Origin of the sequence: Paracoccus sp. M683 (genome assembly GCF_007096355.1) — a bacterium.
Classification (GTDB): Bacteria; Pseudomonadota; Alphaproteobacteria; order Rhodobacterales; family Rhodobacteraceae; genus Paracoccus.
Window position 1 is genome coordinate 88,204 of record NZ_VKDF01000001.1, and the last position, 16,318, is coordinate 104,521.

Annotated in this window: 11 protein-coding genes; 7 read left to right on the top strand and 4 right to left on the bottom strand. The window is 66.1% G+C overall.

The features are described from left to right. The first annotated feature begins 47 nt into the window (after positions 1 to 47). On the top strand, positions 48 to 2,777 hold the full coding sequence (locus FNJ84_RS00400) for a caspase family protein (RefSeq protein ID WP_143790942.1): 2,730 nt from the start codon (positions 48 to 50) through the stop codon (positions 2,775 to 2,777). Positions 2,778 to 2,780: 3 nt separating this feature from the next. Next, a complete protein-coding gene (locus FNJ84_RS00405; protein ID WP_143790943.1) occupies positions 2,781 to 4,595 on the top strand; it encodes a hypothetical protein in 1,815 nt (604 codons plus the stop codon). A gap of 27 nt (positions 4,596 to 4,622) precedes the next feature. Here the strand turns inward: FNJ84_RS00405 and dusA are convergent, their stop codons facing one another. The 3 genes from dusA to FNJ84_RS00420 form a co-directional block, all read right to left on the bottom strand. Continuing rightward, positions 4,623 to 5,633: a tRNA dihydrouridine(20/20a) synthase DusA gene (gene dusA / locus FNJ84_RS00410; RefSeq protein ID WP_370454548.1), complete on the bottom strand. Its 1,011-nt coding sequence runs from the start codon at positions 5,631 to 5,633 to the stop codon at positions 4,623 to 4,625. A gap of 131 nt (positions 5,634 to 5,764) precedes the next feature. Then, positions 5,765 to 6,631 carry an alpha/beta hydrolase gene (locus FNJ84_RS00415; protein ID WP_143790945.1) on the bottom strand — a complete coding sequence of 289 codons (867 nt, stop codon included), beginning with the start codon at positions 6,629 to 6,631 and terminating at the stop codon, positions 5,765 to 5,767. A 6-nt stretch (positions 6,632 to 6,637) separates the two neighbouring features. Further along, entirely contained in the window at positions 6,638 to 8,815 is a 2,178-nt protein-coding gene (locus FNJ84_RS00420; RefSeq protein WP_143790946.1) for a TonB-dependent siderophore receptor, read from the bottom strand. Between the two features lie 273 nt (positions 8,816 to 9,088). Between FNJ84_RS00420 and FNJ84_RS00425 the strand changes: the two genes are divergently transcribed. The 4 genes from FNJ84_RS00425 to FNJ84_RS00440 are packed head-to-tail and all read left to right on the top strand — an operon-like array spanning position 9,089 to position 12,774. Further along, a complete protein-coding gene (locus tag FNJ84_RS00425; protein ID WP_255471016.1) occupies positions 9,089 to 10,054 on the top strand; it encodes an iron ABC transporter permease in 966 nt (321 codons plus the stop codon). Then, positions 10,051 to 11,022, top strand: a complete 972-nt coding sequence (locus FNJ84_RS00430) for an iron chelate uptake ABC transporter family permease subunit (RefSeq protein WP_143790948.1) — start codon at positions 10,051 to 10,053, stop codon at positions 11,020 to 11,022. Before FNJ84_RS00425 ends, FNJ84_RS00430 begins: the two co-directional genes overlap by 4 nt. Continuing rightward, on the top strand, positions 11,019 to 11,789 hold the full coding sequence (locus FNJ84_RS00435) for an ABC transporter ATP-binding protein (protein ID WP_143790949.1): 771 nt from the start codon (positions 11,019 to 11,021) through the stop codon (positions 11,787 to 11,789). The genes FNJ84_RS00430 and FNJ84_RS00435 overlap by 4 nt, the downstream gene beginning before the upstream one ends. A gap of 13 nt (positions 11,790 to 11,802) precedes the next feature. Beyond that, a complete protein-coding gene (locus tag FNJ84_RS00440) occupies positions 11,803 to 12,774 on the top strand; it encodes an ABC transporter substrate-binding protein (RefSeq protein WP_143790950.1) in 972 nt (323 codons plus the stop codon). 2 nt (positions 12,775 to 12,776) lie between these two features. Here the strand turns inward: FNJ84_RS00440 and FNJ84_RS00445 are convergent, their stop codons facing one another. Further along, a complete protein-coding gene (locus FNJ84_RS00445; protein WP_143790951.1) occupies positions 12,777 to 15,278 on the bottom strand; it encodes a cation:proton antiporter in 2,502 nt (833 codons plus the stop codon). 181 nt (positions 15,279 to 15,459) lie between these two features. Here FNJ84_RS00445 and FNJ84_RS00450 point away from each other — a divergent pair, with 181 nt between their 5' ends. Then, a complete protein-coding gene (locus tag FNJ84_RS00450) occupies positions 15,460 to 16,296 on the top strand; it encodes a MurR/RpiR family transcriptional regulator (protein WP_143790952.1) in 837 nt (278 codons plus the stop codon). The last annotated feature ends 22 nt before the right edge of the window (positions 16,297 to 16,318 follow it).

The window sequence follows — 16,318 nt, forward strand, 5'->3', positions numbered from 1 at the left end:
ATGCATATTGTCTGACAAAGGGTATCCCTCTGCGAAGGTTCACATCCATGCCGCAGCCCGACGAATATCGCATTCTGCGCAGCCTGCCCGAGATCGAGGCATTCTTCGCCCGGATCAATGCCTATACCACCGCTGACGACGTGCTGGCCCAGATCGAGCCGGGTCAGCCGCTTGATCGGATCGGCGGGTTTGCCGAACTGGCACGGAAGCTGGACGGTGAAGGCGCGGCAGCGGAAATCATCGCCGAACAGAAGCGCGCTGTTTTCGGCCGGGACGATGAACTGCCGCATCTGCTGGTGCTGCCCTCGGGGTGGGTGGCGGTGCTGCGCTATCTTGGCGGGCGCGACGACGCGGATCGGGGTGTTGCCAGGGTGCGCGTTGCGATCTGCCCGGCCGATCCCGCCGATGGCGACACCATTCGCGACAGCCTGGCGCGGGTGCTGCTGGGCTTGCAGGACGGGGTCGGGGCTCCCGCCGGCCAGCCGCCCTTGCCGGGCCGGCACGAGGGCGACTGGCCCGACGAACTGACCAGCCTGTTCGATCGTGACGCGGTCGAGGCCGCCTATGCCGACCTGCTGGCCAGCCGCGTGGCGGCAAAGGACCAGGCGCCGCATCAGGTCCGGCGGGCGGGTGATGTCGTCGATGACCTTCTGCGCTGGTTCGGCACCATCAGCAAACCCGGCTCGGCCACTGAACTGGACCGGCGGCAGGCACGCGGCGATGGCACCCGGCCGCCTGCGCAGGCCGTCGACCTGAAGCTGCATGTCATCAATATGCGCTTTGGCCAGCTTTCGGCGCGCGGCCCGCTACACACCTCGGCTTCGGATGTCAAAGCCATTGCCGAGGCCGCGAAGCTGTGGATCGGCGCGCGCGCCGGCCGGCGGCTGGCGATCTATGCCCATGGCGGCCTGGTGGCCGAGGCGCAGGCCCTGGCCCATGCCCGGCAAACTGCGCAATGGTGGCTGGACAACGACGTTTATCCGGTCTTCTGCATCTGGGAGAGCGATGCTGCCACGACGATCCTGCAACTGATCCGAGAGTTGCTGGGCGGCGACGGCGGGCGCGATGGGCGCCAGTGGTGGGGCGAGGCCCGCGATGCCGCGATCGAGCGGCTGGTTCACGCCACCGGCCAGCCGGTCTGGGACGTGATGAAGCGCAGCGCGATGATGTGTTCGGCCGATGGGCTGCAACACGGGCTGACGTTGCTGGCACGCCGGCTGAAGGGCGCCTTTGCCGGCTCGGCGGCCCCGCCCATCGACCTGATCGGCCACAGCGCCGGTGCCATCGTCCTGCTGCCCTTCCTTGGGCGGCTGAAGGACGAGGGTCTTGTGCCCGCCAGCTTTCAGATGCTGGCCCCGGCCGCCACGAACAGCCTGTATCGCGACTATCTGGCCGCTTATGGCAGCAAGAAACTGAAAATCCGCATCTATGCGATGCAGGATACGGCCGAGCGTGCCGATACCGTTGCCGGGGTTTACGGAAAATCGCTGCTCTATCTGGTCAGCCGGGGGTTCGAGGACCATTTCGGTGAACCGATCAGCGGCCTGCAAAAGGATCTGCTGGCCGACCGGCAGCTGATCGCCCTGATGTGCCGTTGGTGCGATGGCGAGACGCGCAAGGCCATGGTGTTCTCGCCCACCCCTGAGGGGACACCCCGGCGGCTGGCCTCGGGCGCGGTGATGCATGGCGGCTTTGACACGGATCAGCAAACGATGTGGTCGGTCATGGCGCTGATCCGGGGCGAGGCCGACGAGGGCCGCATCACCCCCTTCCCCGCCGATCTGGCCGGCCAGCGATCCGGCGGCGCGGACCCGCTGCGGCTGGATCTGCCCGAAGAGGTGCGGCTGTATCTGAACCTGGCCGCAACGCCCACGCCGGCGGCGGCACCCGTGGCCGCCATGCCCAACACGCCCACCGGCACAGCAACGGGGCCGGCAAGCCCTGCGGCACCCGCATCCGCCCGTCAGCCCGCGCGCAGGGCGCTGACCATCGGCATCAACGATTATGCGCAGATGGCCCGTCTGGCTGGCTGCGTCCGCGATTCCGACACCTGGCGCGACCTCTTGCATGCGCGCGGCTTTGACGTGACACAGCTGGCACAGCCCGAATTGACAGGTCGCGACCAGATCATTGCCGCGCTGCGCGATTTCGTCGCGCAAAGCGGCGCGGGCGACACGCTGGTCTGGCATTTCTCGGGCCATGGCATGAAGATCGAGACGATTCTCGGCACCGAGGACGATTTTGAGACGACCGGCTTTGACCAGGCCATCATCGCCTCGAATGCCAGCGAGGGCCTGACCGGGCAACTGGCCCATACCATCATCGACGACGACATCCACGCCATCCTGCAAGGGCTGCATCCGCAGGCCGATTGCTATGTCTTTCTGGACAGCTGCTTTTCGGGCACGGCCACGAAGCTGGACCTGCCAGGCACGCCGCGCAGCATGGGCGTCCTGCGGCTTGGCAACCGGGTGGCGCGAAATCGTCCGCTGACGGCACCGATGGAAGCCGCGTCCCGTGGCGGGCCATATGATGGGGCCAATCATGTGCTGTTCAGCGCCGCTGCCGCGACCCAGAAGGCCATCGAGAACGGCGACCCCGTGCAGGGCGTCTTTACCCGCGCCGTCAGTCAGCTGCTGGCGCAGCCGGCCACGGCGCTGACCAATGCCAGCTTTTGCCTGCGGATCAACGATCTGATGCCGGGCAGCGGGCAGACCTCGGGCGTGTTCTGCGACCCGTCGCGGCTGAACCGGCCCTTTCCCCTGGCCGGGGTGTGACGGATGAGCGGCGTTCCCCGCTGTCGGCTGTCCGATCAGATCACCCGCGAGGCCGGCGTGACCGCGACCTGCTATGACCTGCTGGGCAACCAGCCCCACAGGCTGCGGCGTGGTCAGGTCTATACCGTCGACAGCGCCATCCGCGCCTGCGACGGCGCGCTGTCATGGATCGACATCCCGCATGAGGAACTGTCCCCCGGCCCCTCAGGCAAGCTGTTTCAGGTCGATGCGACCGATTGCACAACGATGATCCGCCGCAGCTATCCCGATCTGGATCGGCGGCACGGCGACGATTTCGGCTTTGACCAGGGCGATCCCGAAACCCATTGCCGCAATGTCTATTTCACCGCCATGGCCACATACGAGCTGTTTCGCCGCGCGCTTGGCCGGCCCGTTGCCTGGGCCTTCTGGGGCGACGGGGTCAGCCCGCCGCTGCGCCTGCTGCCCTTTGCCCAACAGGCGCTGAACGCCTATTACGACCGCAGCCGCGCCGAGATCGGCTTTGGATTTGACCGCGCCGGCCCGGACAGCAGCCGCGCCGATGCAAGGCTGATCCGCTTTACCGCCCTGTCCAGCGATGTGATCGCGCATGAGGTCACCCATGCCCTGATCGACGGGCTGCGCCCCGATTACGACCTGCCCGTTCATCCCGATGTCTTTGCCTTTCACGAGGCCGTGGCCGATACCGTCGCGCTGCTGTCCCGGTTCGAAAGGCAAAGCTATCTGCCCTATCTGCTGCGCGAATCCCGGCTTAGCTTTCTGAAGAACGATTTTCTGCGAAGCCTTGCGCCGCAACTGGGCCGGCTGGTGCGCAAATCGGGCCTGCGCACGCTGGATATCGGCTGGACGGTGCTGGGCGGCGATGGCGATACGGCCGATCTGCCGCGCTATGAGGACGCGACCATCAGCCCCCACGCGCGCGGCGGGCTGTTGTCATCTGCCGTGTTCGAGGCGTTTCTGCGGTCACTGCACCGGCGTATCAAGCCGTTGCTGGATCTGGCCGCGCCCGAAGGCAGCGCCGTCGACCGCTATCTGATCGAGCAGGTCCAGACGATCGCCGCCGCCACCGCCGGCCATTTCCTTGAGATCTGCATCCGGGCGCTGGATTACTGCCCGCCTGCCTCGATCCGGTTTTCCGACTATCTGCGGGCGATGATCACCGCCGACCGCCTGCTGATCCGCGAGGATCGCCATGGCTATCGCGAAGAACTGATCGACGCCTTCCGCCGTCGCGGCATCTATCCCGAGGATATCGACGTGGTCTCGGAACGGCAACTGGAATGGAACCGCCCGGACCTGCCCACCGCCCCGATCGTCGGGCTGGCGCTGTCGGATCTGCGCTTTGACGTATCGCCCGTCCTGCCGCTCAACGCCGCAGAAGTGCGCCGGCAGGCCCGCGCCCTTGCGCTGGCCATCGACGATGACCGCCGCCTTGCGCATGAACTGGGCCTGCGCGATCCGGGGCAGATTGGTGGTGCCGGCCGGGTATCGGCGCCGATGGTCACCTCGATCAGGCCGACGCTGCGGGTCGGGCGCGATGGCTTCATCGACTTTTCGATCATCGCCGAGGTGACGCAGGATCGCGATATGCCGGTCGATGACAAGGGATTCGTGCGCCATCGCGGCGGCGCCACGCTGATCATCGGGCCACGCGGCCAGCCCTATATGATCGTGCGGCAAAGGGTCGATAACGATGACCGCATCGCGAAAGAGATCGCCTATGTCAGCGAAGCCATCGCCAGGCGCCAGCTGGTGTTGCAGGGCGAGCGCTATGTTGTCGATCACGCCTATCGGCGGTCGCTTTGCGGCCCGCACTAGGCGGATACGGCGCGCCTTTCACGCCGGTCAGGCTGGCTCGACCGGTTCCGACGGCGCGGTGATCTGGGCCAGCGCGGCATCGAACACCTCGATCCCCCCGCGCGAGGCGCCCTCGGACAGAACCCGACGCCAGTTGCGCGCGCCCGGCAGGCCGTGGAACAGCCCCAGCATATGCCGGGTGATCTGATGCAGCCGGCCGCCGGCCGCCAGATGACGGGCGATATAGGGCCGCATCGCCAGCGCCGCATCAACCGGACCGTCCAGCGGCGGCGTATCGCCCCACAGCCGGTCCGCCTGCCCCAGCACGTCCCAGGGCCGGTGATAGGCCGCCCGGCCCAGCATCGCGCCATCCATGACCGCAAGGTGATCTCGCACCTGCTCCAATGTCTCGATGCCGCCATTGATCGACAGATGCAGCGCCGGAAACTGCGCCTTCATCGCATGGACCAGCGGATAGTCCAGCGGCGGGATTTCGCGGTTGTCCTTGGGGCTTAACCCCTGCAACCACGCCTTGCGGGCGTGGATCGCGATGCGCCTGACGCCGGCGCCCTGCATCTTTTCAAGAAACGCGGGCAGCACCTCATGGGGATCCTGTTCATCCACGCCGATGCGGCATTTCACCGTCACCTCGACCGGGCTTTCCGCGATCATCGCCGCCACGCATTCGGCCACCAGATCGGGGGTTTTCATCAGCACGGCCCCGAAACATCCCGATTGCACCCGATCACTGGGGCAGCCGACGTTCAGGTTGATTTCGTCATAACCCCAATCCGCCGCGATCCGCGTGGCCGCGCGCAATTCATCCGCGTCGGACCCGCCCAGTTGCAGCGCAAGGGGATGTTCCGCCGCGTCGTAATCCAGCAACCGCGCCCGCTCGCCATGAATCACCGCCGGGGCCGTCACCATTTCGGTATAAAGCAGCGCACGGCGTGACATCCTCCGGTGAAAAACCCGACAGTGACGATCCGTCCAGTCCATCATCGGCGCCACGCTAAGGCGCGATGCGTCACAAGACACCGACTTTTCCATGCGTTCCATACCTGTCCGCCACAATCGCACCGCCCGCCGGTCTGGTCCGGGCATCGCAAGCGACGTAGCTAGCCTGAAGCGCCGCATTTTGGAAGCCCCGCCCCGATCAAGGCGCGATCATCCCCGCAGCCGCCGATGCTTTAATTCAGCGAAAAGGCACAGCGGATCGCGCGATTGACTGCCGTGGGCAGCACCGACATATGGGTCTCGTCCGCGTAAAGCTGAAATTCGGCGCGAAGGCCCATATCGGATAGCCGCGCGGCCATCTGACGCGCCGCCTGGACGGTGCGGGTCTGCTTTTTCTGTTCCAGCCGCCGGGCGGCCTCGGCGCGGTTGCGCTGAAAGGGCGCAAGTTGATCCCCTTCCCATTCGCCAGCCGACAGATGCACGGAAAGATCGCGGCCGGCAGGGTCGAATCCCTCCAGATGGCCCAGCAGAAAGCTGTCCTCCCATGTGATTGCGGGGCTGGCGGCGATCCATGTGCGGAAGGCCTCGGGACGGGTAAACAGCAGCCACAGCGCGAACAACCCGCCAAAGGAATGGCCGAACAGCGATTGCCGGTCAGGGTCCAGCGCGACCTGAGCGGACAGGAAGGCCCTGACATCCTGTAGCAGGAACCGCGCCATTTCCGCGCCGCCGCCGGTGCGAACCTCGGGCCCGCCCTGGTGGAAGGGCGGATAGGCCTGGCCCGGTGGCGGACCAAGATCCCAGCTGCGCCTGAACGGGTCATAGGCATCCGCGGTGGGATAGCCGATGGCGATCAGCGCACCCCAGCCGATATTCGTGCCCTCGGGCCAGAAGGCCTGCGCACGCATCGCATCGACGGCGGTGCCGATCACCGCATTGCCATCCAGCATCCACAGCGCGGGCCAGCCCTTGTCGGGCGGATCGCCGGGGGGCAGCCACAGGAACACGCGGCGGACCGCGCCCGTCGCGCTGTCCGCCAGATCGAACCAGCGGGTGCCGCCACAATCGGCGACGCCCCGCGCCATGTCACAGACCGCCATATCGCCCTAGAAATTGCTGCTGAGCGTCAGGTTGATCTTGCGCCCCTCACCAGAGGCGCAGCCGACCCCGTCATAGCAGACACCATAATATTCCCGGTCGAACAGATTGGTGACACCCAGGTCCAGCGCATATTGATCACGCTCATACCGGATCGCCAGATCCGCCGTGGTATGCGAGGGCGTCACCCGGCCGTTATACTGCGTCGAATAGGATTCCGACTGATAACGCACACCACCGCCGACCGTCAGGCCCGGCACGAAACGCGCCGCATCCCAATCCAGCCAGACCGAGACCTGATTGCGCGGCGACATCACGTTATCCTTGCCCAGCTTGGCCGGATCGGCGGATTCGGTGATCTCGCTGTCCAGAAAGGTATAGCCCAGCACGCCCTGCAATTCGCCGGTCAGGCGGCCCCGCGCCTCCAGCTCGATCCCGCGTGACCGGATCTCGCCCACCTGGGTCGAATGGACATAGTCGATATTGCCGGCCTCGTCGAAATAGTAATCTTCGACATTGGTTTTGCGCAGGTCAAAGACGGCGGCACTCAGCATCAGGTCGCCCGAGGGCGCCAGATAGCGCAGCCCCGCCTCTAGCTGCTTGTTGCGCGACGGGTCCAGCGGGTCGCCGTCGATGGTGATCCCGGCATTCTGAATGAAGCCCTGGGAATAGTTGATATAGGGCGTCAGGCCGTTCCCGAGGGCATGGGTCAGCCCGATCATGCCCGTAGTCGCGGCGTCCTTGCGCCGGCTTTGGGTGCCAGCCAGCAGATCCTCGGCCCGGTTTTCCAGCCAGCTGCGCCGCAGGCCGGCGGTGATCGTCGTGCCCTGCCCCAGCTTCAGATGGTTCTGAAGATAGATGCCCTTTTCTGTATAGGTCGTGCGGCTGCGGCCAGACAGGGCCGGGTCGGTGACGGGGAAATCGAAAACCGGATCGGCAAAGCTGATCGTATAGGCAGCGAATTGATAATACTGATCCGCATCGACCCGCGAATGCTGATAATCCATGCCCACGGTCAGGCTGTTTTCCGCCGCGCCAAAGGCCCGCCGCCATTCAAGGTTCAGATCCGCGCCAAAGGTTTTCGCGGATTCGTCCTGCCGGAACGCGGTATAGCTGATCCCGGCCGCACTGGCGCCATCGCGGTAAAGATGGTGGTAATCCGTGTCCTGATCGGCATAGCGCATGCGCGAGTTCAGGATCAGATCGGGTGAAAACTGATGCGTCAACTCCAGCCCGACTGAACGCTGTTCGGTCTGGAAATCGTTATAGGGCGAGGCCCGATAGGCGAAATCATCGGGCAGCGTGCCCCAGGCGGTGTCGTAATCCTCGCCGGCGATCGGGAAGAAGTTGTTCGGACTGCGCGCATCCTTCTGCACATGCGCCAGCAACGTCAGCGACGTGTAATCGCTTGGCGCCCAGGTCAGGCCTCCGGCCAGAAAGGCGCGGTCATCCTCGGAATTGTCGATCTCGGTCGCGCCGTCGCGCCAAAGGCCGGTGATGCGGCCCGCCAGCGTGTTGTTCGCATCCAGCACATTGCCATAGTCAAAGCCCAGCTCGGCCGTGCCATGGCTGCCATAACCCAGACGCGCCTCGGCCTTGCGTTCGAAAACCGGGCGCTTGGTCACAAGATTGACCATGCCGCCCGCATCATTGGACCCGTAAAGCACGCCGGCAGGCCCGCGCAGCACATCCACCCGTTCCAGCATGTAGGGATGGGATGAAAACGCCGTGAAACCCAACACCTTCTGCGGCAGCCCGTCGCGATACAGCGCCCCCGACCCCAGATCAAAGCCCCGGATCGAGAACTGGTCGAACCGGTCATCGGTGCCCCAGGTCGAGGCATTCACCCCGACCGTGTATTTGATCGCATCTTCGACCTGCACGGGGGCGCGCCGCTCCATCTCGGTCGAGGTCACGACCGAGATGGATTGCGGCACCTCTTCCAGTGGCACACCGGATTTCACGCCGGTTTCGGTGCCGGGCGCAAGATAGCCGTCGATCTCGCCGGTGAAGGGGATGGCTTGCAGCACGATGGCGGGAAGCAGCAGGGGTTCTTCCTGCGGTGCCTCTTGTGCCAAGGCCTGCATCGGCAGCAGCAGCAGGGGCAAGGACATCAGGGCGGTCGTCTGGCTGAACAGACGGATCAGCCCGCAACAGGCTGCGGCGTTCGGGGAATGGCGGCGCATAAAGGGTCCCTCTGGGTATTGCGACGGCAAGACCGGCGCGGACCGGTCGGCGGAATACCTGGGGGGAAACCTGGGTGCTTAACCTTATCGCGATGTCTATTCGCGACAAGCGGCGCAATGTCAACAGATCACGCCGCGACCGCTTTCCGTTTGACTGGCGACAGCCCCCCGCATACATCTGCCGGGCCAGCCATACAGCCAGCCAGATGATGACCTGAACGGCAAACGGGTGCTGGAATCCGACACTGGCCTGCAATCCTTCTGGCAATCGCGCTGCTTTGCGCCGCGGCGATGGTTTCGCTGGCGCTTGGCGCGCGCGCCCTGCCGCTGGCCCAGATATGGGCCTGGGCATTCGGCGCCGGTGCGGCCGGTCCGGCGGATGCGATCATCGTCGACATGCGGCTGTCGCGCAGCCTGACCGGCATTGTCACCGGCGCATCGCTGGCGGCGGCTGGTCTGGTGATGCAGCAGATCACCCGCAATCCGCTTGCCGATCCGGGGATTCTCGGCGTGAACGCAGGGGCGGCGCTGGCCGTCGTGCTGGCCGTCTGGCTGCTGGGATGGAGCCATCCCTTCCGGCTGTCCGCCACCGCCGTCTGCGGCGCCGGTCTGGCCGCAATCGCGGTTTTCGTGCTGGGGCGTTGCGGGTCTGGCGGCGATGGGGCTGCCGACCGCGCGGGCATCCTGCGCCTGACGCTGGCAGGCGTGGCCGTGTCGGCGCTGTGTCTGGCCTTTGTTTCAGCGATCGTGCTTCTGGATCAGGACACCCGGAACCTTTACCGGTTCTGGACCATCGGCTCGCTTGGTGGCGGCGAGGCTGACCGGCTTGGCTGGCTTTGGCCGCTGGTGGCGGCCGGGCTGGCCATCGCCGTGTTGCTGGCACGTCAGATTGACGCGCTTGCGCTTGGCGCCGACACGGCCCGCAGCTTTGGCGTGCGCTCCGAGATGACGGCGGGGCTGGCGCTGGTATCCGTGGCCTTTCTGGCCGGGGGCAGCGTGGCACTGGCCGGCCCGATCGGCTTTGTCGGGCTGATCGTGCCGCATGTGACGCGGATGCTGGTCGGTCCTTCTATCCTGCCGGGGCTGGCCGTCGCCTGCCCTCTGGGGGGTGCCTTGCTGCTGATCTGCGACAGCATCGGCAGGGTCGTCGCGCGCCCGGCCGAGATCCAGACCGGAATCATCCTCGCCCTGATCGGGGGGCCGGCCTTTCTGGCGCTGATCGGACGGGTGGCACGATGAGCCGGTATCTGCTGTTGGCCACGGCGCTGATGGCGACCTTTCTCGCCGCGCTTTGCCTTGGCCGCATCGTGGTCAGCTTCGGCGATCTGGCGCAGGTGCTGCGGCAGGGCCCCGAGGCAAAGGCCTGGTTTCTGGTCCATGACCTGCGCCTGCCCCGACTGCTGACGGCGCTTGGCGCGGGCGCGGCCTTTGGGCTGGCCGGGGCGATCAGCCAGTCGCTGTTTCGCAATCCGCTGGCGGCACCGGAAATGCTGGGGGTGACGGCGGGGGCGTCACTTGGCGCAGTCGCCATGCTGGTGGCCGGGGCGAACGGGCTTGCGGTGACATTCGGCGCCACCGGCGGGGCGGTCGTCGCGACCCTTGTGTTGCTGCTGCTGGCCGGGCGCGCGCCCGAGACCAGCCGGCTGATCCTGACCGGGATCGGCATCTCGTTGACCGCCGGGGCGTTGACCGGGCTGCTGCTCAGCCGGGCCAGCGACACCCTGGCCGGGGATGCGATGCTGTGGCTGACCGGCTCGCTGAACGGGCGGCACTGGCCGCAGGCGCGGCTGATCTGGGCGGTCCTGCCGCTGTTGCTGATCGCCACAGCCCTTGCGGCACGGCCGCTGGACCGGATGGAACTGGGCGACGATCTGGCGCGCAGCCTTGGCATTCCCGTTCAGGCCGCGCGGCCCTTGCTGATCCTGCTGGCGGCGGGGCTGATCGCAGCCGGGGTCGCTGTCACCGGCCCGGTGGGCTTTGTCGGGCTGATGGCCGGGCCGATCGCCCGCCGGCTGGCCAATGGCACCGGTCCCGACCTGATCGGGGCGGCGATGATCGGCGCGCTGATCATGCTGCTGGCCGATCTGCTGGTAACGCTCAGCGCGCCGCTGGCGCTGCTGCCGGCGGGGGTCTTTACCGGTCTGATGGGTGCGCCTTGGCTGATCTGGCTGCTGTGGCGCGACGATACGGAAAGGACGGCGGCATGAGCCTTGAGGCACGCAATCTGACCCTTGGCTATGGCGGGCAAGCGATCATTCGCGATCTGAGCCTGCGCCTGCCGTCGGCGACCGTCACCGCCATCATCGGGCCGAACGGATGCGGCAAATCCACCCTGTTGCGGGGCCTGGGCCGGCTGGTGCCGGCAGAGACCGGGCAGGTTCTGCTGGACGGAACCGATACCGCCACCCTGCGCAACAATGCCATCGCCCGCCGCCTGACGCTGCTGCCGCAATCGCCCATCGCGCCCGAGGGGATCCGCGTGGGCGAGTTGGTCGGCCGCGGCCGCACGCCCTGGCTGCGGCCCTTCCGCCCGCCCGGCCAGACCGATCGGGATGCCGTGCAGCGAGCAATGCAGGCCGCCACTGTATCCGAGCTGCGCGAGGCCCGCGTCAGCGACCTGTCCGGCGGGCAGCGGCAGCGTGTCTGGATTGCCATGGCGCTGGCGCAGGACACCGACTGGCTGCTGCTGGACGAGCCGACGACCTTTCTCGATCTGCGGCACCAGCTGGACCTGTTGAAGCTGCTGCGCCGCCTGAACCGGGACCACGGGCGCAGCATTGTCATGGTGCTGCACGACATCTCGCTTGCCGCCCGCTTTGCCGACCACCTGATCGCCATGCGGCAGGGCGAGGTCATTGCCCAGGGCCGGCCCGCGCAGGTCATCACCCCGGCGGTGCTGGAACGGGTGTTCGGGCTGCATACCAGCGTCATCGCGGATCCGCTGCACGGCTCGCCGCTGGTCCTGCCCATGTAACAAGGAACGACGCATGCCCCCCATCACCCTTAATCGCCGCCTCTTCCTGACCCTGACCGGAACCGGCCTTGCCATGCCGTCCATCCTGCGGGCATCGTCAGGCTGGCCGCGCGAGGTGGCCCATGCGCTTGGCACCTCGACGATCGCGGCGGCACCGCAACGCATCGTCTCGATCGGGTTTCACGAACAGGATTTTCTGTATGCGCTTGGTCTTGCGCCGGTGGGGGTCCACGAATGGTTCGGCGGCCATCCCTTCGCCACATGGATCTGGGCCGAGGAAACGCGCCAGACCCTGAATGCCACGCCCGAGGTGCAGAACGGGTTCGAGGTCGACATCGAATGGGTCTATGCCCAGCAGCCCGACCTGATCGTCGCATCCTTCTTCAACCTGTCAGCGTCGGATTACCAGCTGTTGTCCGGCATTGCCCCGGTGATCGGACCGCCCGAAGGTTTCCCGGTCTGGAGCGCCCCCTGGCAGGCAGAGCTGCGCCTGATCGCCCAGGCAACCGGCGCCGAGACGCAGGCCGATGCCGCTATCGCCGCCGTCGATCAGCGCATCGCTATGCTTGCCGCCGAGAACCCCGAATTTGCCGGCAAATCGGCAACCATCGGCTTTTACACCGATGATCACTTTGTCGGCTATCGCAGCGATGCCGGGGCCAATCTGCTGCTGAAAAAGCTGGGCCTTCAGACGCCGCCGGAATTTGACGCACTGGTGCAGCCGAACGGTCAGTTCTCGGTCAGCCCGGAACGGATCGACCTGTTCGATCTGGACGCGGTGCTGTGGCTGGTCGACCCCGACACCGCGCAGCGGATCCAGGACATGCCCGTCTATCAGCAGACCCGGCTGGCGCGCGAGGGGCGCTCGGTCTGGGCCGACCCGGAACTGACCGGCGCGCTCAGCTTCATGTCGCCCCTGTCGATACCCTATGCGCTGGACCGGCTGGCCCCTGTGCTGCGGACAGCCCTTGGCCAAGGCGCATAACCTCAGGCGCCGATATCCAGACTGTCGGGATCGACGCCGCGCTTGATGGCGCCATCGCGCACCACCTGCCGCAGCGCGGGGCTGCGGCGCAGCAGCTTGCGGAACCGGGCCTCGTCCAGTTTCAGCAGGGTCGAGGGGGCGATTGCCTTGATCTCGGTGCGCAGGGGGTTCTTCATCAGCAGGAAGATCTGGCCGAACATCTCGCCGCGCCCAAGGCGGTGCTTCACCCCGGCGGTTTCGGCCTCGACCGCGCCGGACGAGATGAAAAAGACCGCCCGTTCATGGGCATCCTTGCTTTGGATCACCTGCCCCGGCGCGGCATAGCGCGTAACCAGGGCCCGTGACAGCGGCCGCAGGGTGGCATCGTCCAGCCCCTCGAAGGCGGGCATCCGGCGCACCAGTTCCAGCTTCTGCACGGCAAGGTCCAGATGCGGGCGCGCCTCGGAACTGGCGCGGCGTCCGGCGATGGTCTGGTTCAGCGACATGTGCAGCTCGGTCCCGATCAGCCCGTCCTCGAAGAACGAGTCATATTCGCGTTCCTCCAGCCGCAGCGCCGTGCGGCGGATCAGGCGGCGTTCCAGATCCTCGGCGAAATCCGGGAATTGCAGGCGCATCCCTTCCAACGCCTGTTCGATCTCTTCCATGCGGCGTTCCAGCATCTCGTGCAGCAGGTCCGACACGCGACGGCCATGGATGCGGCGGATCCGCCGGTCGATGAAGCCATGCAGTTCGGCAATGATCTGCCGCTGCGCGATCAGCACCTCGAACATGTCGGCGGTCAGCTTTTCCAGCCGGCGCGAAAGGCCAAGGCGGTTGTGCAGCATCAGGGCGATGCGAAAGCCGGGGCCGGGCCGCAAGATCCGCCGCGCCGCACGGGCATAGCCAAGCCGGCCACCGGCGCGCGCGCCCTCGATCACGCGGTCGGCCTCGGTCAGCACGGTTTCCAGGATGCGGGCCGAGATCTGGCGTTCGCGAAAGGCACGCAGGATCAGTTCCCGCTCGGCCCCGGCCATGGCGATCAGGCCCAGGGTCACGCGGTCACGATCCAGAATCGCCTCGGATTCCTCGGCGCGGGATACGGCCTTGTCCAGCCGCTGCGCGAAACGCTTTGCCTCGGACCGGACGGTCTCGCGGGTCAGGCGATAGCTTTCGGCGGTTTGGGCCATATCCTCGCGCACGCGCTGCAAGGCCACGGCGATCACCTGATTGGACAGGGCCGAATCCAGCGGCGACAGCTTGCTGAGACCAAGGCGAGAGATCACCCGCCGCAGGGTGGTGCCCTGAACGAACAGCGTGAAAAGGGTAAAGCCGGTGGCCAGAATGCCGACCTGCCGCTTGATGTCGGGCGGCACGCGGAAGCTTTCGGTCACCGCCAACGCCAGCGCCAGCGTCACCGCCCCACGCAGGCCGCCCCACAGGATCGCCACGCGATAGGGCCGCTGCACCTCGGGCGACAGGCGAATGATCCGCAGGATCGGCAGCACCCCCCACAGGATCACCGCCCGCGCAAGAAAGGCCGCAAGGATGACCACGCCGATCAGCAGCAGATCGTCCAGCCCGGCATCGCCCAGCAGCCGCGGGATCAGCAGCGCCGCCAGGATAAAGATCAGCGCCCCCGCCCAATGGGCAAGGATCGACCAGGTCTGGCGCAGATTGGCCCAGATCGCCGGGGACATGCGGCCGGGGCCGAGGATGTTCAGCGTCATCGCCGAGACCACCACGGCGATCACGCCCGAGGCATAGCCGCTTTCCTCGGCCGCGATGAAGGCCAGATAGGGCAAGGCGATCGAGATCGAGATCACCGCCAACTCATGTTCCGCCACCATGGCGATGATCGCGGCGGCCAGGCGTCCTGCCAGCCAGCCGACCACCGCGCCCCCCAGCATCAGCACCGGCAGCCGCATCAGTGCCGAACCGATGGTCGGATCGGGCACGCCAGTCATCACCAGACCCATGAACAGCGAGAACAGCGCGATGGCGGCGGCGTCGTTCAGCAGGCTTTCGCCCTCGATGATGCGGGCCAGCCGGCGCGGCGCGGCCAGCGACCGGAAGATCGCGACAACCGCCGAGGGATCGGTGGTCGACACGATCGAACCGATCAGAAAGGCCGCCGCAAAGGGCATCGCGCCGGTCCAGCTAAGCGCGGTTCCCACGAAAAACGTGGCGATCAGAACGGCGACGACGGCCAGCACCAGAATCGGCACCCAGTCATCGGCCATGCGCCGCAGGTTCATCTCGATCACGGCCTGAAAGATCAGCGTCGGCAGGAAGATATACAGAAAGACGTTGGACCGGATCGGCAGCGTCAGGATCGCCGCCGCCTGTTCGTTGAAAGCGTCCGTCAACTCGGTCTGCAACAGAAAGCCCGCGCCGGTCGCGATGATCACCCCGATCAGCGCCAGAACGACGCTGAAGGGCAGGCGCAGGCGAATGGCCAAGGGTTCTGCCAGGCCGATGACCAGGAACAGCGATGCAATGATTGTCGTGATGACGACGATTTCCATGCTTTCCTCTTATGCATTGCGGGCAAAGGGGGAAATGACATTCTGATGATCGCGCCAAGGATTGCGCAGATCACCCGGCCAAGAGCCGCAAAAATTCATGCAGTGGAAATATCGTTTTGCAATTTGTCTTGCAAAACGTCTCGACCCGTGCAAATCTCTGTGCAACGGAGAAAGGCTGACAATGTCGCTGATCGAAAAGATATCCCAACAGGCTGCGCATCTGACGCCGAATGAACGGCGGCTGGCCGAGACGGTGATCGAAAGCCCGACCACGGCCGCATTGGGCACGGCAAGCGATCTGGCCCGGATCGTCGGCGTCCACGAGGCGACGGCCTCGCGGCTGGTGCGCAAGCTGGGCTTTGACAGCTATGCCGCCTTTCGCGACGCGCTGCGCGAGGAATTCATCGCCACACGCGACCCGGCGACGCGCTTTGAAAAGACCATTGCCGAAACACCGGCGGGCACCATTCTGGGCAGCCTCGCCCAAACCGAGGCGCAGGCCCTGTCGCGGATCGAGGATTTCATCACCGCCGATCAGATCGCCGATGCCGCCGGGCTGATGATGGCGGCGCCGCGCATCTTTATCTACGGCTATGGCAATGCCGAGGTCCTGGCGCTGATGATGACCAAACGCTTTCGCCGCTTTGGCAAGGATGTGCATCACATGACGCCCGACCCGCGCGGCCTGGCCGAACAGGCCCTGGGCATGCAGGCTGGCGATGCGCTGCTGACCTTTGCCTTCCGCCGCCCGCCCCGCGCCTATGCGGCGCTGATCCAGACCGCACACGAGGCCGGCGCGGCCAGCATCGTCATCTCGGGCAATTCCGGGGCGCTGCTGTCGCCCCGCCCCGATCACCTGCTGGCGGCCCCGCGATCGGGCGATCCCGACGCTTTCCAGACGCTGACGGTGCCGATGACGGTCTGCAATGCCATCATCATCGCCGCCGGCCAAACCGCAAAGGATACCTCACTGAAAAAGCTCGAAAGGCTGGGACACCTTATCGAGCGGTTTGAATAGGCGAACCCGTCCCAAGGGAGGA